This is a genomic window from Paenibacillus xylanexedens, from assembly GCF_001908275.1.
Classification (GTDB): domain Bacteria; phylum Bacillota; class Bacilli; order Paenibacillales; family Paenibacillaceae; genus Paenibacillus; species Paenibacillus xylanexedens_A.
Window position 1 is genome coordinate 3,501,487 of sequence record NZ_CP018620.1, and the last position, 19,503, is coordinate 3,520,989.

Here is a 19,503-nt window from a genome sequence, read left to right on the forward strand (position 1 = left end):
GGAGCAGTTCATACTGGGGCTGCTTTTTTGAGTATGTTCGTGACTTCGCATATGGATCAATCTGGGTTATATTATATGTAGTTCGGATATTGGTTGAAAGGAGAAATGTTTACGAAGTTCGTAGATATGATGTTAGGCGAAATTACCTGTAAGATTAGGAGGTTTATTATGTCAAACCTTAATTTGGAATTGCGTTTAGAGAAAATGAATTGGAGTTCCAATTATTCAAAACGAGAAATCACACCTTCTCAAAAATATAAGTTTGAAAATATTCGGTTAACTGAGAGTATGATTGATGATTTACATACACTAATTCTTCAAATTAAAGAGGATTGGATGACTTTAAAAGTCAGTATAGTAGGAGAAAATTATTACATCTATATTACTCTAATCTTTGATGATACTGATCCAGCAAACGAATTAGATAGAACTCTTAATAGAGTAAAGAAGCATGCGAGTCATATTTTAAGGATTTACAAGAATTGGGTTTAAAAACAACCTCAAATAATTTTGATTTATTGAATGAAATAATGAATGAAGATGGGTTCGTGTTTAAAGCGCATCAAATTGAAGAATGGGGAGTAGCGGAAGAAATAAAGCAGCTATTGGCTACTCAAAATCAAGACTTTAAGGTCATACAGCATTATCAGTCGAGATTTGATGGAGGATTATCTGGAGGAGCCGAAGACTTTTTGTTTTTCATCGGCAGCTCAGTTTTATCAGGAGTTACTTGGGATGTTTTGAAAGGGATCTTGGCTAGTAAATTTGAAGATGAACGTACAAACATTAAAAGTACTTCTATAAATAATGAAAAATTTAAAGAACTTAGAAGAGAGGTAGCTGAAAGAACAAGAGAAGATTATAGAGAATTAGTACTGACTGATTTTTATAAGAACGAGAATGAGCTTATCTGTGAATTTAAAATTTATGAACCTACTATGAAAACAATAATGATTTTATGTGATCTAGAGTACCAAATTAAAGAATTAAAGTATGAAAGAAAGTAACTTCGCCTAACATAATATTCACGCTGCGGGCATCCGCCCTTGGTCCGGCAGGAGCCGGACACCCAGCATACGCTGGGTCGTGAATACAGGAACGTTATCCGAAAAAACTTAAATCCTTATTAATAACAAAAGTGAAGCGAAAGCTATATCAGCTTGGATTAGGAGCAGAAGATTATGATGTGGATTGAAATGTCAACAGACGAAACACATGGAGGAAAAGGATGGGGATTTTCTCAATGTCTATGGTCTCCAGCATATAAGATCGTTAAGAACTCTAGAAGACCTTGGCCGTATTGGAATAGCTTGATACGTGTTAAAGAGGGAGACGTTATTTTACATCTTAAAGGTAATGCAGAGCCTGGATTTGTAGGATATTCTATTGCTGAAGCTGATGGCTTTGTTACAGATCTCAGACCGCCTAATCCCGGAAGCCAATGGGATTAGGCAGAAAAGTTTAACAGAGTAAATTTAAAAGACTTTGAATTATTTACTGAAAAAATTTTGCTCAGTAAATTATTCAGTCAAAAGGAAAGTCAGCTTAGATACTATTTCAATATAAATAAAATCAAGAAAGGCAATGAAAAAAAACTTTTGTTTTATGTAGTTCAAAACGATAGTTTACGTAGGCAGAATGGAGCTTATTTGTCAGAGTTAGATAGGATATTAAGTGATATTCTATTTGATGAAATTACAAGCTATACAAACGTTAAAGAAACTAATATCAGAAAACAGGTAAAAGCATATGAAAGTCAATCAAGTTTAGCAATTCGAATCGGACAAAATGAATTTTCGAAAAATGTTAAAGAAAACTTTCACAATAAATGTTGCTTTCCTAGTTGCGAAATTAGCGATAAAAACTTTTTGATAGGGTCACATATAGCACGATGGTCGGACAGACCGGAATTAAGAGGAGAAATAGATAACGGTTTGTGTCTTTGTTTAATGCACGATAAAGCTTTTGAAATGGGCTTATTTACTTTAGATATTGATTTGCTAGTATCAATAAATACTGAGCGCTTAGCCAATTATGGTAATCCAATAAATCGAATAAAAGAATTTAATGGTTATCCTATCAAGCAAGCGCAAACATGCGTTAACACTGATTATTTAGAACATCACTGGATAAGAATTGGTTTTAGACCTTGAACATAGAAGTATAGCGGTTTCAAAGAAGCCTGTTTCTTCGGATAACATAATATTCACGCTGCGAGAATTCGCTCTTGGTCCGGCTTTCGCCGGACACCCGACATACGTCGGGTCGTGAATACAGGAACGTTATAGGAAATCAGCTAAAATTCAAGAAAGTAAAACATTTATTATCGAAGGAGCTTGTATATATGAACTCTAATTATGTTCGACGCATTCAAGAAGTTTACTCAGATTTACATATTCAAGATGTTAAACAAAACGAGATCGGTCAGAATAATGACGTATTTATTCTTAATCAATCTCTTGTCTTTAGGTTTCCTAAGTATAAGCAAGGATTAGAAAAATTAAAGCTTGAAACAGAGTTATTAGAAACTATTAGAAAGACTGTAACAATGCAGATTCCCTATCCAGCCTACAAATCATTTGATGAGCTGGAGGTGGGTAAGACTTTCATGGGCTATAAGCTGATTGAAGGCACTCCTTTTTGGAAGGAAGAATTAATAACTATTAAAAGCCAAAACCTTATAGAAACAATTGCCTCACAACTTGTTACTTTTCTTATTGAACTCCATTCTATGGACATACCGAAAGCGGTAGTTCCTCAGAAACAACATGAAAGTGTACATAGAATTATAGAAGATCTGTTTATTAATATAAAAGAGAAACTCTTTACATTTATGCGATTAGATGCACAAGAAAAAGTAGTAGATAACTTTAATACATTCTTAAATAATACTCATAATCAGAATTTAGAGAAAACCTTTATTCATGGAGACTTCGGAGCAGGCAATATCATATGGAATCGAAAAGATAAAAGAATTACAGGAGTTATTGACTTCGGAGGCTCAGGACTTGGGGACCCAGCATATGATTTAGCAGGAATTCTTTCCAGCTACGGAGAAGAGTTTTTTGAAACATGCACTAATCTATACCCGAATGGAAGACAAATTTCAGAAAGAGCCCATTTTTATAGAAGCACCTTTGCTTTACAGGAAGCTCTACATGGAATAGATCATAATGACCCAGAAGCTTTTGAAGATGGAATTAAAGAATTTAGATAGAACAACTTAATTAATTATTCGTATTAGTGAATAACTTAGTGAAAGTGATTAATATTTAGTGTTTCAAAGAAGAGCTGACATCCTATAACACCATATTCGAACTGCGGTCCATACGGCCCTTGATCTGCCAGAAGTATGTTCGAGAAGAGTAATAAGGCAGATACATCCATTCCCCTAAGATAAGAGCTATCTAAAGGGAATGGACGTCGTGAATACAGGAACGTTATACGCAACCACCCAGGAGTAATTGTATGCGGATCAAGGAAGGGGATAAATTGAATGATATTGAATTTGGAACTTGCGGATATTTTGGAAAAATCTGAAATTAATTATATGGTTGATCGAATGACTGCAATCAGAGAACGAGAAGGAAACCCTGAGGGAATTGAAATAAAACGATTCGGGGAGAGCACGGCGTTTTATAGTAAAACGATGCCATGGGGTCTTTTTAATAATGTAAAGGGAAGGATTTCTGAAGATGTCATTGAAGATATCTTAGACTTTTATAATGAGTGGGAGAGGAATTTTGAGATTCAAGTCATCCCCGGTAAGATAGATCAAAAAGTAATGAGAACGCTCCATAATAAAGGCTTTTATCAATCAGGATTTCATACAACGCTTTTTTGTGAACCTGGAAATCTAAATTCGTTTGATCATCATAAATTGGAAATTCGTGAACTACTTGAAGATGAGTTCGATACATATGCAGAAATTCATTGCTTAGGTACAGGATTATCTCTTGATGGGAAAGAACACGTAGCTGCAAATAACCGAGTACTGTTTTCCCGTCCGGGATGGCACTATTATTTAGGGCTGGATCAGGGGAAGCCGGTTGCAGTAGCTGTGATGTATATAGAGGACAATGTTGCTTCATTAACATTTGCGACCACACTACCGGAATATCGAAACAAAGGATTTCAAACAAATTTATTGCTTAGACGAATTCATGATGCCTACAAGAATTGTAATATCGTTGTTAGTCAGTGCTCATATGGCTCGCAAAGCCATCGGAATATGGAAAGAGTGGGTATGAGAATTGGATATACCCGGGCAACATGGACAAGGAATTAACTGTGAGGGGAAATTTAGGCTGGCATCGCCTAACATAATATTCAAGCAGCGGCCCTTCGGAGCCTTGGTCTGCGAGGTGGATTTCGAAGAGGCATTTCAGCAGACAAGCCCGTTGGGGTTCATGAATACAGGAACGTTATCTGACATTAACCTATTACATTTAGGAGCAAATAATGAAGATCACTTTCTCGAAATGGGTTCAATATTATCGAAGAAATAATCAAAATCTCAAATATATTCATTGGGATGACAACTATAAATTAACAACTAATGAAAGAGAAATAATCATTAAGTCACTTCAACAGTTTCAATTAGGAGAAAACTCTGAAGGTAAACATCTAATTAAACGTGCGCAAGAATATGTACATCAGACACAAGATCAGGATTACTATGAAGCGCTTATAGAATTTATTAAAGAAGAACAGAGGCACGCTAGAGATCTAGGCAGATTTATGAAGGTACAGGGAATTCCACTCCTTCGCAGACATTGGGTGGACAATGTATTTAGAAGATTACGTCGATATGCGAGTCTAGAACAATCAGTCATTGTTCTATTAACTGCTGAGATCATTGCTAAGTTGTACTATAAAGCCTTGCAAAAATCTACAAAGTCAGAAGTATTAATAGATATATGTAATCAGATTTTAAGTGATGAGGAGAAACATGTTCAGTTTCAATCTGAAACACTTCATGAATTTGCTCAAAATAGAAGCGTTTTCTCTAACAGAATAGTTTATATCCTTCGTAGAATCCTTTTTGAAGGAACGCTAATTATCGTGTGGTATCAACATAAGCGTGTATTTAAAGCTGGGGGATATAAACTCAAAAGTTATTACTATGAATGCCGTCATGAGTTTAACTTAACAAAGAAGATTATAGCTAATTCACAGTAGAGGTTTACGTCAGATAACATTATATCCAAGCTTTGGGTCCTGACGCTCCCTCGTTCAGCCCGAAGGGAATTGGTAGGGAAGTGGAATCAGGCGGACACATCCGCACCGACTAACCGCATCGCGGTCGCCCCTAACGTGACTTAAGTCGGTGGGGCGTCGTGAACACAAGAACGTTATATGCAATCCCGGAGATCTAAGTTCCAATTGAGGATGAATGTATTAGGAGGGAAGGATGATGAATAATGGTATGGCATCATGGCAAGAACTGAAAATAGATTATGAAATTAATCAAATATCTCCCAATATATCAACTAGACTAGAAGATATTGAACGTATCCCTACGGGGCTTGGAATCAAAATACTCACTATTCTTATTGAATGGGCTTGCCAGCCACAAAATACCCATCCAATTGAAATAGCGAGGAAAAAGATTAAAACAATTCCTTCTGATTGGCTAATAGAACATCTTCCTAAAGTAGCTAAAACAGCAATTTGTCTTGACGATGAATGGGAGTATCGTAGATTGTTAGAGCTACTTTCAGAGGCAATTCCAAAATTGCTAGATTGGGGAATTGAATTGGGGATTAATTCTAAAAATGAAGGAATCAAAGAGGCAGCAAATGACTATAAAGAAAAATAACAGTTTTGTAGAGTACAATGAAATGAGAATGTAGATTGGAGCCTTAATTCGGTGGGGCGTCGTGAATACAGAACGTTAGATGAAATCAGCGTAAAAACAGTATAACAATTCATTATTTTATTTTTGAATAGGAGAGAAACCATGCTGGAGGCAGTCATTTTCGATATGGATGGAACACTATTTCAAACAAACAAAATTTTAGAATTATCGTTAGAAGAAACATTTACTATCTTAAGGTCTCTAAATGAATGGTCGAGTGAAGCTCCAACCCAAAAATATCGTGAAATAATGGGAGTTCCTCTACCAGTAGTTTGGGAAACGTTATTACCGAATCATTCAACTGAAATCAGACGAATTGTGGACGAGATCTTCCTAGAGAAGCTAATTGCAAATATTAATAATGGAAATGGCGCCCTATATCCGCATGTCAACGAAATCTTTGATTACTTGAAACTTGGAGGCTATTTCATTTTTATTGCAAGTAATGGACTAAACGAATACCTCAATGCCATCGTTAACTGCTACAAATTAGATAAGTGGGTGGCAGAAACTTATAGCATCCAACAAATAGGAACTCAAAATAAGGATGACTTAGTCGGTCATATTCTTAAAAAACATCACATCAGCAATGCAACTGTGGTTGGGGACAGGATTTCTGATTTCAATGCCGCAAAAAACAATGGGTTGAAGGCTATTGGTTGTCGATTTGATTTTGCCCAAGAAGGGGAGCTTGCACAAGCGGATTTTATTATTGACGACTTACTTGAATTAAAAAATATATTTAAACATCAGGGAAAATAGAATGATTTTGTAATTATATCGAAGAAGACGCTGAAATCCTATAACACCATATTTAAGCTGCGGCTACCCCTTGTTCAAAATGATGTTTTTGGCAGGGGAGTTGATTCATGTGACAACTTGCTGCGCAAGTTCGTGAATACAAGAACGTTATACGCAACCCCTTAAGAATGTTAAACCATGCAACCAATTAATAACAAATAATAAATATAGGTGAAAGAATACATTTACAACGTAGCAGTTGAAAACCAGGATGAACGGAATATTAGAAGGTGTACCATATAACAATAAATTTTCACATCGTTAGTTATGCTCCTTGGTCATCAAGAGGAATACCAGAGAAGCGGATTCATAATAAAGTGCAAACTAAAGAATATTTCTATTATGCGAGAGAGAGGATCAAATGAATTATCATTTTGGTTTTTCATGGAAGGGTTTGATAATCTTTTTATTGCCAATGATACCAAATATATTTTATTTTTTAATCCCTGCGTCAGATATATCAGGAAACAATGCAAATAGCCATTTGATTTTAGATGTTTTGGAGCACGGAAGTCAGGCGATATTTTTCTTTTTTCTGATATTTGTTGTAAGAAAACAAGCATCTGAAATGCGATGTCCGTATTTAATTGGTATGGCAATAATGTTGATTTTTTATTATGGGCTATGGATATTGTATTTTACAGGCAACGCAAACTCGATTATTTTTTTGGGGATGGCCGTTCTCCCGGTAGTATATTTTATATTAGCTGAGATTTGGCTTCAAAATTATCTGGCTATTATACCAACAGTACTTTTTGGTATTGTGCATGTCATTAATACATATTTGTCTATTGCGAATTAAAGGGAGGACAACAATCCTCTTAAATTTTGATTGTGCGTTCAGTATGTATTCTATATCAAGGATTAAGTCCCGAATGGTGAGGTTAAAAGTAAGCCATAACTTAAGGCAGGGCTGTCCAACGTGAGCAGGAATCTGAATGAAGCCATCGGCAAATCTCCGGTCCGAGGAACACGAGCCTCTTATAAGGCTAGCGTTCATTGGATGAAGTTACTACACAAACCAAAGTTGATACTGCTGAAGGCGTACGAGAGTAAATGAGGGGATCTTTCCTATGCGGAAACGGATTTGATAGGAGCAAAAGATAGAACCAAAAGATAAAATACGTAAAGACATATTAAATACATAAAACACACAAGACATATAAGGATGTGGAATCGAAGAAGAAAGGGCAGCGTATTACAATACATTTTTGCTTCGTCGCTGACGCTCCTCGGTCTTCAAGAGGGATTTCGGAGAAGTGGAATCAGGCGACACATACAACCGGCTAAGTGGCAAAGCCACCCGGACCTCCGGTCCTTAAGACGTTTGGACGTCAGAAATGCGCAACGTTATACGCAATACCCTAAAATTAAGAAGAAACTAAAGAACAATAAAAGAAGAAACATAATAAAACTTAATTGAAGGTGATAATTATGAAAGATTGGGACTACAGTAAGCCTTGGTTCCATGGCTCGCCATTATTTCTAAATGAATTACTAGTCGGAAGCACAATAACTCAAGATCGAGAGTTAGCAAGAATCTTTTCGCAGAAACCATCTATTGTTTCTTTTGATGAGAATGGCGCAAGATTTCATAATGGTAAGTTATGTGGATACATTTACATAATTGATGAGGAAATTATAAGTGAGGATGTACATCCACATCCAGCAACTACCATGAAACCTGGTGAAGAATGGCTCATAAAAAGAGGATTAAAAGTACGAAAGATAGATGAGACGAGAACAAGAGCGGAAGAACAACTTTCAGAGGAAGAGGAGTTAGAATTATTGGAAAAGCTAAATAACAGATAGCCCATAGCTTGGTCACAGAAGAGGGCACTGCAAATAACAATATATTCACGCCTCGGGCCATTCGGCCCTGGGTCAGGCAGGGGAATTGGGAGCAGCCGGACAACCCTGCACTGGCTAAGTCCGTCAGACCCGGCTGTAGCCCTTAAGCCAGTGAGGGTTCGTGAATACAAGAACGTTATCTGTAAGATTGAAAAATGATTAAAACTGTAAAAAGAAAAAGTATATATTATCTAATTATAGAGTTAATTCAATTGCAACATTCTGTTGCTAGAGGGGAAGTGATCAAGGTGCTAATTTTGATCCTGCTTATAATTATTGTTATGGGAGTAGCAATTATAGATGGGAGATTAAAAAAGAAACTTGAAAATGATAAAAGAATTATTGAAAGATTAGATGTGTTAATTAATGAACTGAGAGATATCCGTAAAAAATAGAGAAATAATAATCACAAAAGAATATAAAGGTTTATTGTTAATTGTAAATCGCTAAAACCTATCAAATTCAACTCAGATGGAAAATAGGATTAAGTGGACTTGTTTACAAAAGGCACAAAAGATTTCTTTTTTTATCAGGGATGCATTTCTAACGGACAACTGATTAGTAGTAATGAAGAAAGTATAGAACTTCAATTCTTTAATCCTGATGAAATGTCTGATTTATTTAATCAGCAACATACTGATGCTTTTAATGATTTCAGGACTCAAAGAGTTGAAGTATTTAGATAGAATTAGAATAAAGTCTTAGGGGTGAAGGCAGATTCGAAGACGACTGATCCATAACATAACATAACATTCACGCTACGTGCGTCAGCCCTTGGCCCGGCATGCGCCGTACACTCGACATGTGTCGAGTCGTGAATACAGGAACGTAAGGTGAAATTCAGCAGAATGCTAAAAACTTTATCAAATCGAAGGAATAGATAACAACACCTGAATGGAAATAAAAGTGATATAGATCAGTTAAGGAGATCGTTTGGTTGGTTCCAGTTCCCAAATGTCTAAACTTTTCTTCAAAGCAAGTTTTTGTATGATGTCGAACCATTTCCTCCAGGTTACCTTGTAACAATCAGAAATGGCTTCATTAAAGCACTGAAGCGAAAGGAATATATATATATAAACATGAACAATTCCCTCCTGAAACTTCGAAAGAAATTTATCCTGATAATAGTGATTATAGATATAATTTGGTTATTTTCATTTATCATCAATTATGATATTACTATATTCAAAAAAAGTAACATTGTAATACCTATCGTACTACACATCATTTTATTTTTTTGGTTAGGCTATAAAAGTAAAGGAAGAAAGCTTTTTGTTGTTTTGATTATTTTTTCTTCTCTTCTTTTGATTAAGTATTCATTTGCTCCAGTATTTGATCCATACAGCTACGAACATCTGCATATCCCTGGCCCTGGGCATTATAGTGAAGTTATAGTTGAACATCGAGCTAATCTGCTGGATCAAGGCATTACACAGTATCGTGTCTACCAAACGAAGTTTTGGGGTTTATTCTTAACTGAGTTAACGACTAAGGAAGTTGTGATAGAAGAACCACATGACTTATATCTTTCCCAAGAAGATATTTTTGATTACTCTGCTCCAAAATGGACGAGAGGGACAGTTAGCTTTGATACCTATAAAGGAAAACTTACTCTCAAGCTCAAATGACTGAACATAAAACCCAAAATATTTATGAATTGGATTTACTTCAAGAAGGTGCTATGGAAAGGCATTAGGATAGGGACATAAGGACGATTTTAAATGAGAACTCAAAGAAGCGCCCGACATCACCTACCATAATATTCATGCTGCGGACATTCGTCCTTTGTCCGGCATTTGCCGGATACTCAGCATACGCCGAGTCCTGAATACAGGAACGTTAGCAGAAACCAAGGGATTCCTTAATTAAATTTTAAAGATTAGATAAACTATTATTTAAGGACGGGGATTTCAATGAGTAGCTTGTTACTAACCTCTTGTGGTTTTTATACTGAAGATATTAAAAATCAATTTCTGGACTTTATTGATGGAGATATTTCTCAATTAAAAGTCTCAATTATTACAACAGCATCTCCTAGAAAAGAAACTAATAGATATGCACAAAGAGCAATGCAAGAGTTTAAGGACATGGGATTTCAGCATATCAATTTTGTAGATATTGAATTTGATGACCCGCAAATTCTCTTACATAGAGATGTTATATATATCAATGGTGGAAATCCATTTACATTATTGTATTACGCTAAGAAAAGTAGTGCTGATGAAATTATCAGAACACTGGCCGCACAGAATGCAATTATCGTTGGAGTAAGTGCAGGAACGTTATTACTGGGGCCGAATATTAACATTGTGGATTTCTTTACTCCACAGATGAACACAATGAATTTAACAGATTTTAAGGCATTAGGTGTAACCGACAAGCTTATTTTTCCTCACTATGATCGAGAGGACGTATTTAAAGATCGTACTAATAAAACAATTGAAGAGAGAATAGTAGAATTTGAATGCAATGAGAAATGTAAGGTGACAAGGCTTAAAGATGAAGAATATATCTCAATCTTGATGAACTAAGCACATTGAAAGTCGTAAATTCATTGAAAGTAGCTCGAAGAAGCTCCTGAAATCTTGCCAGCACCGTATTCACGCTGAGGGGCTACGCCCCTTGGTCTGTCAGTGGGATTTCGAGGAAGTAGTATCCAGCAGACAACTCCTGCGAGGCTAAGTCTTCGACTTAGTCGCTCCTTTAAGCCTCACGGGTCAGGAATACAACAAAGTTATAGGAAATCAGAGCAAAACAATTATCAAATATTACATAGAGGTTGAGTAACCATATGTAATGGTTGTCTAAATAACTCGTTGGAGGTTTGCACATGGAAATTGCAAATGAAGTAATCGAAAGTATGTTGATTAAGTTTAACTCTGAGAGGAAATGGACTCTCCAAGCGATAGAACAATTGTCATATGAAGATATAACATGGGCGCCTAACTCTGAAAGTAATAGTATTACAAACCTAGTCGCTCATATTCGAGGCTGTGTTCATTCGAGAATAGAAACAATTTTTTATGATATTCCAGACACTAGGGACAGAGAAAAGGAATTTGAACGTGGACTTAAATATTCTAAAGAGCAAGTTTACAACATGACAAAAGAAGCATTTGATATAATCATTCTCTATCTCGAACACCTCAAATCAAACCCTGAATTGTTGTTATCACAACCGTTTATCGATCGTCCACCTCTCACATATAGCCAGGTAAACAATGAGACAACAGTTTTTAATCTAATGATAGCAATGATTAGAGAAATACATTATCACACCGGACAAATAATATATGTAGCAAAGATTAGAAAGGGACAACTTGTATGGAATTATGACTAATATAAAGGTGCCTAAATGTGAAAGTGTTTCAAAGAAGGCACTGACATCCTATAGCATCATATCTACGTTGCGGACCGTTCCGCCCTTGGTTCGCAAGATGTGAGATGCGAAGAAGTGGATTCAGCTTGCAACCCTGCGAGGCTAAGTCTTCGACCCAGTCGCTCCTTTAAGCCTCTCGAGTTCGTGAATACAACAACGTTAGCCGAAAGAAGTTCTTATTTTAGGAGGGGTCTATATGATATTAGAAAAAGTTATAAATAAAATTACCATACAAAGTGAATATAAGGATTTGGTTGATAAGTATGTGGATCATATTCTTAACGAATTCAAAGATAAGATTCATAGCATTTATATGTGTGGCTCGATTCCAAAAGGAACGGCTCAACCTTTTAAGTCAGATGCAGACTTTACTATTGTATGTGCAAATCCCAAAGATATTGATTACGAAAGATTGTCAAATATCAAAGACAGGCTTTTGGAAGAATATCCATTCGTCACTAAGATGGATACGATCATTTGCTCGATTGATGATGTATTAAGTAGACCGAATGATTGGGGTTTTTGGATTAAGATCATTTGTGTTTGTATACATGGGGAGGACATTGGTGAAAAAGTACCCCCGATCATAATTTCTCAAGAATTCATTTTAGACTTAAATACAGATACCAAGGAGGAAGTAGATCGTGTACATCGATCACTTTCTAATGTTAGTGATCACTCAATGAAAACTAGATATATTAAAGGTTACTCTAAGAGATTAATTCGTGCATTATACTCTTTGGTTTTAGAAGATACAGGGGTATGGGAAGATGAAATCATTAAGATGAAGGATGCCATAATAAACTATTGCTCTATTGACGGCGCCTTAGTTGAGTATCTGTATGCTTGTTACTTGGATAGTAGCAATGTACTTGTTGAAGAGTTTCTGGAAATTGCAGATGAAGTATATCGCTATTTTGAGAACGCTTTAAATAAAATGGCCGCTTCCAGAAATTCAGTTGGCTAACAACATATTGACGCTCGTAGTCACTCTGAGAAGCGATCCAGCCCCTAAGTCCGTCGGGACATCACTGGCAAGATTGAAAGGAGAAAATATGATACTTGGGTTGTATGAAGCACATTTACCAGTAAGTAACTTACATCAATCTATCGAATTTTATTCTAAATTAGGATTAGAGCTGGCCTGGAGAGATGAAGATACAGCGTTCTTCTGGATTGAAAAAGAAAAGAGTTGGGTCGGTCTATGGCAAGGCAAAGAGCATAAAACTTCTTATCATCCATCATTAAGGCATATAGCATTTCGAGTGAGTTATGAAGATCTTAAAGACAGTGTGAAATGGCTTCAATCAATTGAAATAGAGCCTGTCCCATTTGGAAAAAGAGATTCAATAAATCCATTTGTAAGGCCTAATCAGGGAAATGCTTCAGTCTACTTCAATGATCCAGATGGAAATAGTTTAGAATTAATGTGTTTTGTAAGTGTCCCTGAAAACTTAAAGAATATATCCAATAAATTATCAATCGAAGAATGGGAAGACCTTTTGAAGAGATAAAAACTAAAGAATGTATTTGGGGATTTAAAAGAAGTATCAGCATCAGATAACATAATATTCAGGCTGCGGCTCCTGCGGAGCCTTGGTCTACCGAATGAAAGCGCTTCATAAAAAAATATTAAACTACGTTGAAAGTATGAATACAGAAACGTTAGGGGAAATAATTGCTAGTGGAAGGGGATTTAAATGCATATTAGAGGAATAATTCTTGAAGGATACTCAAATGCCGGGAAGACTTCAGTATTAAAAGCAATTAAACGTTATCAATCACAAGAAGAATCCTCAGAACGGAGCGTAGTTATTCTTGGAGAACATTATTCTCAAATTTCGAATAATAAACATGGAGAATATGTAAGTCTAACCCGGGAAGGACACATTGAGTTACTTAAAGAGCGGGTTGACATGCTAAAGAAACTTAACGAATGGGCAATTCAACTTGGTCCTGCATCTAGAGGATCTAGGGGACTATTTTATGTTCTGGAGAGGTTTCACTTAAATCATAGAGCTGCATTTGTAGATTCGGATTTGGATGAGATAAATAAAATAGAAGAACAGCTTGAGTCTTTAGGTGCCAGGTGTATTTTGCTTACAATCTCGCCCGAAGTTGTAGAAGAAAGAATTAAAAGTAGACAACCAGAAGAATGGATCTATAAAACAGAAGAAGAAGTAAGATCGTCGGTAAGTGAATTATTAAGATTCCAAAATGTATTAAGACATCAAGCTCAAATCTCAAGAGTTCCAACAATAGAAATCAATACAGATGATAAGAATTGGGATGAGTATGTAAGGGTAATCATGGAGGGCAACGACATTGCCTAACCAGATGTTCAAGCATTGTCGCTAGTGCTCCTTGGTCGGGTAGAAACTATAAACAGAAGAATGTATCCAGCCAGTCGTATCAGGCATTCGCCAGTCGTCGTGAACACAAAATGTTAGATGAAATCAGTTAAAATCAAAATCAATATGAGGTGCGTAATGGATCGTAAGATTATTCAAACCGCAAAAGAGATAGCAATAAGAATTATTCGCGAAGCAGGTCTAATCTCTAAAGAGAAGTTTGATAACTTTGTTGAACTGAGATCTAAAGATGAATTTGGGGATGTGGTTACTGAAGTAGATCATATCTGTGAAGAAATCATTATCAAACAAATACAAGACGTATTTCCAAGTCATCAGATACACAGTGAAGAGGCAGGGCTTATCGGAACTAAGCACGATTGGTTATGGTTAATTGATCCTTTAGACGGAACTAATAATTTTGCGATTGGTTTACCTGTTTTTACGATATCAATTACCTTAATGTACAAAAGAGAGCCTGTGCTTGGAGTGGTCTATGAACCTCTAACAGAACGTTTATTTGTATCTGTTATTGGTGAAGGGACAAGCTGCAATAATCGACAAATACAAATTAAGAGTAACCCGAATATTTTCAAAGGAAATATAGGTTGGATTCAAGGTCACAGAGTACAAAACGACCCACAAGCAGTAAAACTAAGACAACACATTGATATTAGATTTAAACGAATGTTAAGATTATGGGCTCCAACGCTTCAATGGTGTATGTTGGCCAAAGGAGATATTGATGGAATTGTTCTGTACAATTCTGAAGGTGATGACTTGTATTCAGGTATCTTAATGGTTAAGGAAGCAGGGGGGCTTGTTATAGATTTTGATGGAAATAAGTTTAACGGAATGAAAGAAGAACCTTATTTAATTGCATGTCACCCAGACCACAAAGAAGAATTATTGCAAATTGTAAGAGAAGGATTGAGTTAACACCTAGAAGCAACTGACTTCATCTAACATTTTATCCACGCTTCGGAGCTTGACAGCTCCTCGGTCCGCGAGAAGCAATCGGCAGGGAAGAGAATTCAGCGGACACATCCGCCCTGACTAACCGTTTCATGGCCGGACTATTGAGAGTCCTTAAGTCGGTTGGACGTCATGGATGCAGGAACGTTATACGACAATCTCTAATTATATTTATGTGGGCTAAATGCATAGAAGCAGGGAGGACATATTAATGATTAGAACAGTTTCACTTTGTGTTATCCGAAGAGGGGAAGAACTACTGTTAGAAGAGTTTTTTGATGAGGATGTAGGCATAACTTATTATCGACCTATAGGGGGAACCGTTGAATATGGAGAAAGTAGTAAAATCACCGTAATTCGTGAAGTCAAAGAAGAAATTGATGCAGATATTTCAGAACCTTTCTTAATTGGTATTATTGGAAATATATTCAAATAACAGGATCAAATTGGGCATGAAAATGATTTTATTTATGAGGCTGAACTTATGAATAGATCACTTTACGATTTGGAAGAAATAGATGGTATAGAAGGAAGTAAACCCTATAAAGCAGTATGGAAAACACTAAATTATTTTAAGAGGAATTTGACAGTAAAACTGGTACCAGATGGGTTACTAGAGTTGCTTCAAGACGGAACAGATGGAAGATATATTAAACACTTAAGTAAACGATAGCTTGAGGGATATGAAGAAGATGGGGCTTATAACAACGTATTCACTTCACTCTGCGTGCTAACACCTTAGGTCCGGCCGAAGTTATGATCAGGGAAGTGAACAGCCGGACAACCCTACGAGCCTAAGTCTGGCGACCCGTTCCCTTCGGTAACTTAAGGCTCTCGAGTCGTGAATAAAGAATAAATTTATTCGAAAGATGGTGAAATGATGAGTGTTATAAATACTGAATCCGTACAAAACGAAATTATGAAAGATATCGAAACAAAATATGGATGGATTGTACATGCAGTTGAATCAAACTATTTGGGCTATGGTAATTTAAAGTGGATTATGACAACTAACATCGGGCCCATCTTTGTTAAACAATATTGCAAGATAAGGTATCGACGCGGATTAGATGGGGTTCGAGACGCACTGAAGTATCAACATCTTATGCATCTTGATGGAATTCCTTGTCAGCCAGTATATAGTTTCAACAGTGAATATATTCATACCACATTTTCCGGCGAGGATTATATGATTTCTGGTTTTAGCACAGGGAATTTAATAAAAGCAGGGCAATTAAACAGTCTTCAGATGTATAGTCTTGGTGAAGCTACTGGTCGTATGCATATGTGGATGAAAACACATATGCCGAAATTACCATACTTACAGTGGGAGTTACCTTCAAAGGCAGAGATGTTTGAAAAGATACAAGCAAATCTAAATGAAATGAAAAAAATGACTAATCAAAGATACATAGAAGCTATAGAGAATCAAAGAATTATTCTTAAAGAATTAGATTTGGATATATTTAATGAGTGTGCTAAAGGATGGGCGCATTGGGATATGCATGTCGACAATTTATTATTTCATGAAGATAGGTTAGAAGATATTTTAGATTTTGATAGACTACACTACGTATATTCAGATTTCGACATTTCTCGGGCAATACTCTCAAGTGCACTTTTAGATAACGGGAAATTAAATGTTGAGTCAACTAGGGCATATGTTGATGGTTATAGAATTCATACTAATCTTACGATAGAACAGTTGGTACTATCGATTAAATTAACTTGGTACAAAGAGTTTAAGTGGGTACATGAAAAGTATAGTCAAGATAAAGCAATGAGTCGGTTTATCGAGGAAATGATTTGGATAGGGAATGAGTGGGAGAATCTCGAAGAGATATTCACAACTATCTTTAAATAATGATTGTGGGTCAATTCGGACTAGTCAGCGCCAGCCCTATGAGGTTAAATCCGTCGGACCAGGAGCGATATATCTTACGCCTCTCGGGTTCTTAGATACAGGAATGTTATCGGAAATATTCGTAAACACTTTATTTTTTGGGGGCATCAAGGATGAGTAAAAAAACAATAATTATTGAAGATTACAAAAATGAATGGCCTGAAATGTTTTCTGATCTGAAATCCATCATAGAACAAAGACTCGGGGATCTAGTACTTAGAATTGAGCACGTTGGTAGTACCGCAATACCTGGACTAGTGGCAAAACCTATTTTAGATATTGATGTAGTAATTGATTCTATGGACTTGCTTCCAGATGTAATTCAAGGATTAGAAAGTTTAGGTTACTATTATGAAGGAAATTTGGGTGTTGAGAACAGAGAAGCTTTTGCAAGAAAAGATGCAAATGTTCCTTATAGTATAGTAAAAATACAGAGACCTGAACATCATTTATATGTTTGTAATAAAGAGAGCAAAGAGTTATTAAGACATATATCGTTCAGAGATGCATTAATTAGCAATCCCGAATTTGTAGTCGAATATGGCAATCTAAAGAAAGAACTTGCTATTAAATATGGAGAAAATCGTCAGTCTTATACGGAAGGGAAGACCGAATTTGTAAATAAAGTAATTAATGAATATGGAAAAAACTTGTAGGTTGCTCAATGGGATTAAAACATCCGATAGCAAATTAACCACGCTGCGGGGTTAACGCCTCTTGGTAGATCAGGTATAGGTCGTAAAGCAGCAATAGAAGCATTTAAGATGTACAAAGCAAATTGGAAGATTTCGCAAATGGAGAGCAATCTTCCGGCAAGGACATTTTGGAGAAGTGTAATAGAAGGTTTTAAAGGAACTAATTACACTGAACACTATGTACAAGATCGAAAAAAATATATACAAGAATTTAGTACAAGAAATTAAAAGCATTTAATGAAAACTAATTCAGCACGGCATCGTCTACCAACATATTTACCTGCGGACCGGCTGGTACCTATCCTAGGTCCCCTCGAGGCATTCCAAGGAAGTGGCCCGGCTACGGGGAGGTTATACGACAGAATCAAAAACAATAGAAAAAGAGGGTCATATAACCCTCTAAATACTAGAATTCTGCAATTCACTAAATAGTTGTAGGGCATCTTTGAAACCTTGTATGTAGATACTTCTTTCTAGGATGGATTGGAGTGAGATTTGTGCGTCTTCGTAAAGAAAAACTGTATGTTGAAGTTGATCGGGCAAAGCATCACGAAGTGTTTTAAAATATTCATCTGTCTCAGCAGAAAGCTGAGTGAACTCCCTATGACACTCCAGAAGCTTAGTATAGAGCAAATCTAAACGTATTCTTATCAGTGGTTCTGTTAATGATTCTACAGTATTAATCATATTTAGTTCCTCCTTCAATTAACTCTATAAAGTTATTATATGACCTCTTAGAGTTAATTACAAGGTGAATATTTGACTTTGTAGAGTTAAAACTTCGCTTTCTGTTGATGATTGCTAATATGAAAGATAAGATAGAAATTACGGAGGGGAAAAGATGAACATAATCAAGTGTAATATACGAGAACTCATGGCAGAACATCGAATAGATGATATAACAGAATTGATGGCAAAATCGGGCTTAAGCCGGAATTCGATCAATAAACTCTATAGGGAAACAAATATAGAAACAACAAAGCTGGAAACCTTATTCAAGCTATGCGATACATTTAATTGTAAATTATCTGATTTGATTGAATACGTACCAGGAGCAAAATAAATAGTGAAGGTCGATTTGAGAAACGATTCCGTCCTATAACATAATATTCAAACATTGCTCCTTCGGAGCCCGGCACTGCGGATGGATTTCGAGAAGAGTTTCAGCAAACATCCCCTTTGGGGTTCATAAATATAGAAACGTTGTCCAATACCCCCAATCAAAACAACAAGCATAGGAGCAATATTATGACAATCATGTTCAAAGAGGTAAAAGACATTGATACACACGCAATTCAAGAACTGTTTCACTCGGTGGACTGGAAATCAGGAGATTTCCCAGAAGATCTTAGACAAGCAATAAACAACTCGCATACGGTTATTACTGCATGGGATGATACCAAACTAGTTGGCTTAATAAATGCATTGTCTGACAGCGTGATGACAGTATATTTTCATTACATGTTAGTACACAAAGAATATCAATCATTAGGAATTGGTAAGAGAATGATGGAACAAATGCTTAGTCGATATTCTAATATCAAAACAAAAGTGCTTATATCCTATGATAGTGCAGAAAAATTCTATGAAATATTTGGATTTAAGCCAGAAGAAGGAACTAAAGCCATGTTTATTTCAGATATGGTATAGCATCTTGTTAGTTTATCAAAGAAGTTGGGATCATCTGA

The 19,503-nt window shown here is 36.1% G+C and carries 27 protein-coding genes; 26 read left to right on the plus strand and 1 reads right to left on the minus strand.

The genetic code is table 11. The annotated features are described in order from the left end of the window. The first annotated feature begins 168 nt into the window (after window positions 1-168). From BS614_RS15690 to BS614_RS15800, 24 genes are all read left to right on the plus strand, one after another. On the plus strand, window positions 169-492 hold the full coding sequence (locus BS614_RS15690) for a hypothetical protein (protein ID WP_074094629.1): 324 nt from the start codon (window positions 169-171) through the stop codon (window positions 490-492). Continuing rightward, window positions 483-1,007 carry a hypothetical protein gene (locus tag BS614_RS15695; RefSeq protein ID WP_074094630.1) on the plus strand — a complete coding sequence of 175 codons (525 nt, stop codon included), beginning with the start codon at window positions 483-485 and terminating at the stop codon, window positions 1,005-1,007. The genes BS614_RS15690 and BS614_RS15695 overlap by 10 nt, the downstream gene beginning before the upstream one ends. A 174-nt stretch (window positions 1,008-1,181) precedes the next feature. Then, the gene (locus BS614_RS15700; RefSeq protein WP_074094631.1) at window positions 1,182-1,451 is read left to right on the plus strand and encodes a hypothetical protein; all 270 of its coding nucleotides are present in this window, start codon (window positions 1,182-1,184) and stop codon (window positions 1,449-1,451) included. Between the two features lie 198 nt (window positions 1,452-1,649). Continuing rightward, entirely contained in the window at window positions 1,650-2,153 is a 504-nt protein-coding gene (locus tag BS614_RS15705; protein ID WP_167544403.1) for an HNH endonuclease, read from the plus strand. A gap of 191 nt (window positions 2,154-2,344) precedes the next feature. Continuing rightward, complete coding sequence (locus BS614_RS15710; protein WP_074094633.1) at window positions 2,345-3,217, plus strand: phosphotransferase family protein; 873 nt, start codon at window positions 2,345-2,347, stop codon at window positions 3,215-3,217. Window positions 3,218-3,496: 279 nt separating this feature from the next. Next, window positions 3,497-4,288: a GNAT family N-acetyltransferase gene (locus BS614_RS15715; protein ID WP_084174545.1), complete on the plus strand. Its 792-nt coding sequence runs from the start codon at window positions 3,497-3,499 to the stop codon at window positions 4,286-4,288. A 173-nt stretch (window positions 4,289-4,461) separates the two neighbouring features. Beyond that, window positions 4,462-5,181, plus strand: coding sequence for a ferritin-like domain-containing protein (locus BS614_RS15720; RefSeq protein ID WP_074094634.1), 720 nt, complete (start codon window positions 4,462-4,464; stop codon window positions 5,179-5,181). 232 nt (window positions 5,182-5,413) lie between these two features. Next, complete coding sequence (locus BS614_RS15725; protein WP_157116093.1) at window positions 5,414-5,821, plus strand: hypothetical protein; 408 nt, start codon at window positions 5,414-5,416, stop codon at window positions 5,819-5,821. A gap of 141 nt (window positions 5,822-5,962) precedes the next feature. Further along, window positions 5,963-6,622 carry an HAD hydrolase-like protein gene (locus BS614_RS15730; protein WP_074094636.1) on the plus strand — a complete coding sequence of 220 codons (660 nt, stop codon included), beginning with the start codon at window positions 5,963-5,965 and terminating at the stop codon, window positions 6,620-6,622. Window positions 6,623-7,022: 400 nt separating this feature from the next. Beyond that, window positions 7,023-7,463, plus strand: a complete 441-nt coding sequence (locus BS614_RS15735) for a hypothetical protein (protein ID WP_074094637.1) — start codon at window positions 7,023-7,025, stop codon at window positions 7,461-7,463. A 632-nt stretch (window positions 7,464-8,095) separates the two neighbouring features. Beyond that, window positions 8,096-8,473, plus strand: a complete 378-nt coding sequence (locus BS614_RS15740) for a hypothetical protein (protein ID WP_074094638.1) — start codon at window positions 8,096-8,098, stop codon at window positions 8,471-8,473. Window positions 8,474-8,667: 194 nt separating this feature from the next. After that, window positions 8,668-8,907, plus strand: a complete 240-nt coding sequence (locus BS614_RS15745) for a hypothetical protein (protein ID WP_074094639.1) — start codon at window positions 8,668-8,670, stop codon at window positions 8,905-8,907. A gap of 99 nt (window positions 8,908-9,006) precedes the next feature. Beyond that, window positions 9,007-9,198, plus strand: a complete 192-nt coding sequence (locus tag BS614_RS15750; protein WP_157116094.1) for an NUDIX hydrolase — start codon at window positions 9,007-9,009, stop codon at window positions 9,196-9,198. 393 nt (window positions 9,199-9,591) lie between these two features. After that, entirely contained in the window at window positions 9,592-10,140 is a 549-nt protein-coding gene (locus BS614_RS15755; protein WP_074094641.1) for a hypothetical protein, read from the plus strand. Between the two features lie 285 nt (window positions 10,141-10,425). Continuing rightward, a complete protein-coding gene (locus BS614_RS15760) occupies window positions 10,426-11,043 on the plus strand; it encodes a Type 1 glutamine amidotransferase-like domain-containing protein (RefSeq protein WP_074094642.1) in 618 nt (205 codons plus the stop codon). Between the two features lie 299 nt (window positions 11,044-11,342). Beyond that, the gene (locus tag BS614_RS15765; protein ID WP_074094643.1) at window positions 11,343-11,852 is read left to right on the plus strand and encodes a DUF1572 family protein; all 510 of its coding nucleotides are present in this window, start codon (window positions 11,343-11,345) and stop codon (window positions 11,850-11,852) included. Between the two features lie 235 nt (window positions 11,853-12,087). Continuing rightward, window positions 12,088-12,858 carry a nucleotidyltransferase domain-containing protein gene (locus tag BS614_RS15770; protein WP_074094644.1) on the plus strand — a complete coding sequence of 257 codons (771 nt, stop codon included), beginning with the start codon at window positions 12,088-12,090 and terminating at the stop codon, window positions 12,856-12,858. An 88-nt stretch (window positions 12,859-12,946) separates the two neighbouring features. Continuing rightward, a complete protein-coding gene (locus BS614_RS15775) occupies window positions 12,947-13,405 on the plus strand; it encodes a VOC family protein (protein ID WP_074094645.1) in 459 nt (152 codons plus the stop codon). A 186-nt stretch (window positions 13,406-13,591) separates the two neighbouring features. Beyond that, window positions 13,592-14,224, plus strand: coding sequence for a hypothetical protein (locus BS614_RS15780; protein ID WP_074094646.1), 633 nt, complete (start codon window positions 13,592-13,594; stop codon window positions 14,222-14,224). A gap of 156 nt (window positions 14,225-14,380) precedes the next feature. Then, entirely contained in the window at window positions 14,381-15,181 is an 801-nt protein-coding gene (locus BS614_RS15785; protein ID WP_074094647.1) for an inositol monophosphatase family protein, read from the plus strand. Window positions 15,182-15,428: 247 nt separating this feature from the next. After that, on the plus strand, window positions 15,429-15,653 hold the full coding sequence (locus BS614_RS31135) for an NUDIX domain-containing protein (RefSeq protein WP_084174547.1): 225 nt from the start codon (window positions 15,429-15,431) through the stop codon (window positions 15,651-15,653). Window positions 15,654-15,701: 48 nt separating this feature from the next. Next, entirely contained in the window at window positions 15,702-15,890 is a 189-nt protein-coding gene (locus tag BS614_RS31140) for a hypothetical protein (RefSeq protein WP_084174549.1), read from the plus strand. 204 nt (window positions 15,891-16,094) lie between these two features. Further along, entirely contained in the window at window positions 16,095-17,081 is a 987-nt protein-coding gene (locus tag BS614_RS15795; protein ID WP_084174551.1) for a phosphotransferase, read from the plus strand. 152 nt (window positions 17,082-17,233) lie between these two features. Further along, on the plus strand, window positions 17,234-17,776 hold the full coding sequence (locus tag BS614_RS15800; RefSeq protein WP_074094649.1) for a GrpB family protein: 543 nt from the start codon (window positions 17,234-17,236) through the stop codon (window positions 17,774-17,776). A 438-nt stretch (window positions 17,777-18,214) separates the two neighbouring features. Here the strand turns inward: BS614_RS15800 and BS614_RS15810 are convergent, their stop codons facing one another. Then, complete coding sequence (locus BS614_RS15810) at window positions 18,215-18,502, minus strand: hypothetical protein (RefSeq protein WP_074094650.1); 288 nt, start codon at window positions 18,500-18,502, stop codon at window positions 18,215-18,217. Between the two features lie 154 nt (window positions 18,503-18,656). On the opposite strand from BS614_RS15810, the gene BS614_RS15815 reads away from it, so the two are divergent. Then, the gene (locus BS614_RS15815) at window positions 18,657-18,878 is read left to right on the plus strand and encodes a helix-turn-helix domain-containing protein (protein ID WP_174806439.1); all 222 of its coding nucleotides are present in this window, start codon (window positions 18,657-18,659) and stop codon (window positions 18,876-18,878) included. 185 nt (window positions 18,879-19,063) lie between these two features. After that, the gene (locus tag BS614_RS15820; RefSeq protein WP_074094651.1) at window positions 19,064-19,465 is read left to right on the plus strand and encodes a GNAT family N-acetyltransferase; all 402 of its coding nucleotides are present in this window, start codon (window positions 19,064-19,066) and stop codon (window positions 19,463-19,465) included. The last annotated feature ends 38 nt before the right edge of the window (window positions 19,466-19,503 follow it).

Excerpts from the sequence above, each read along its gene's own strand:
- BS614_RS15800 (WP_074094649.1), top strand. The coding sequence starts at position 17,234 with ATGAGTAAAAAAACAATAATTATTGAAGATTACAAAAATGAATGGCCT.
- BS614_RS31140 (WP_084174549.1), top strand. The coding sequence starts at position 15,702 with ATGAATAGATCACTTTACGATTTGGAAGAAATAGATGGTATAGAAGGA.
- BS614_RS15690 (WP_074094629.1), top strand. The coding sequence starts at position 169 with ATGTCAAACCTTAATTTGGAATTGCGTTTAGAGAAAATGAATTGGAGT.
- BS614_RS15795 (WP_084174551.1), top strand. The coding sequence starts at position 16,095 with ATGATGAGTGTTATAAATACTGAATCCGTACAAAACGAAATTATGAAA.
- BS614_RS15820 (WP_074094651.1), top strand. The coding sequence starts at position 19,064 with ATGACAATCATGTTCAAAGAGGTAAAAGACATTGATACACACGCAATT.
- BS614_RS15700 (WP_074094631.1), top strand. The coding sequence starts at position 1,182 with ATGATGTGGATTGAAATGTCAACAGACGAAACACATGGAGGAAAAGGA.
- BS614_RS15735 (WP_074094637.1), top strand. The coding sequence starts at position 7,023 with ATGAATTATCATTTTGGTTTTTCATGGAAGGGTTTGATAATCTTTTTA.
- BS614_RS15765 (WP_074094643.1), top strand. The coding sequence starts at position 11,343 with ATGGAAATTGCAAATGAAGTAATCGAAAGTATGTTGATTAAGTTTAAC.
- BS614_RS15810 (WP_074094650.1), bottom strand. The coding sequence starts at position 18,502 with ATGATTAATACTGTAGAATCATTAACAGAACCACTGATAAGAATACGT.
- BS614_RS15730 (WP_074094636.1), top strand. The coding sequence starts at position 5,963 with ATGCTGGAGGCAGTCATTTTCGATATGGATGGAACACTATTTCAAACA.
- BS614_RS15755 (WP_074094641.1), top strand. The coding sequence starts at position 9,592 with ATGAACAATTCCCTCCTGAAACTTCGAAAGAAATTTATCCTGATAATA.
- BS614_RS15720 (WP_074094634.1), top strand. The coding sequence starts at position 4,462 with ATGAAGATCACTTTCTCGAAATGGGTTCAATATTATCGAAGAAATAAT.
- BS614_RS31135 (WP_084174547.1), top strand. The coding sequence starts at position 15,429 with ATGATTAGAACAGTTTCACTTTGTGTTATCCGAAGAGGGGAAGAACTA.
- BS614_RS15740 (WP_074094638.1), top strand. The coding sequence starts at position 8,096 with ATGAAAGATTGGGACTACAGTAAGCCTTGGTTCCATGGCTCGCCATTA.
- BS614_RS15710 (WP_074094633.1), top strand. The coding sequence starts at position 2,345 with ATGAACTCTAATTATGTTCGACGCATTCAAGAAGTTTACTCAGATTTA.
- BS614_RS15775 (WP_074094645.1), top strand. The coding sequence starts at position 12,947 with ATGATACTTGGGTTGTATGAAGCACATTTACCAGTAAGTAACTTACAT.
- BS614_RS15745 (WP_074094639.1), top strand. The coding sequence starts at position 8,668 with ATGATTAAAACTGTAAAAAGAAAAAGTATATATTATCTAATTATAGAG.
- BS614_RS15780 (WP_074094646.1), top strand. The coding sequence starts at position 13,592 with ATGCATATTAGAGGAATAATTCTTGAAGGATACTCAAATGCCGGGAAG.
- BS614_RS15815 (WP_174806439.1), top strand. The coding sequence starts at position 18,657 with ATGAACATAATCAAGTGTAATATACGAGAACTCATGGCAGAACATCGA.
- BS614_RS15715 (WP_084174545.1), top strand. The coding sequence starts at position 3,497 with ATGATATTGAATTTGGAACTTGCGGATATTTTGGAAAAATCTGAAATT.
- BS614_RS15785 (WP_074094647.1), top strand. The coding sequence starts at position 14,381 with ATGGATCGTAAGATTATTCAAACCGCAAAAGAGATAGCAATAAGAATT.
- BS614_RS15725 (WP_157116093.1), top strand. The coding sequence starts at position 5,414 with ATGATGAATAATGGTATGGCATCATGGCAAGAACTGAAAATAGATTAT.
- BS614_RS15770 (WP_074094644.1), top strand. The coding sequence starts at position 12,088 with ATGATATTAGAAAAAGTTATAAATAAAATTACCATACAAAGTGAATAT.
- BS614_RS15760 (WP_074094642.1), top strand. The coding sequence starts at position 10,426 with ATGAGTAGCTTGTTACTAACCTCTTGTGGTTTTTATACTGAAGATATT.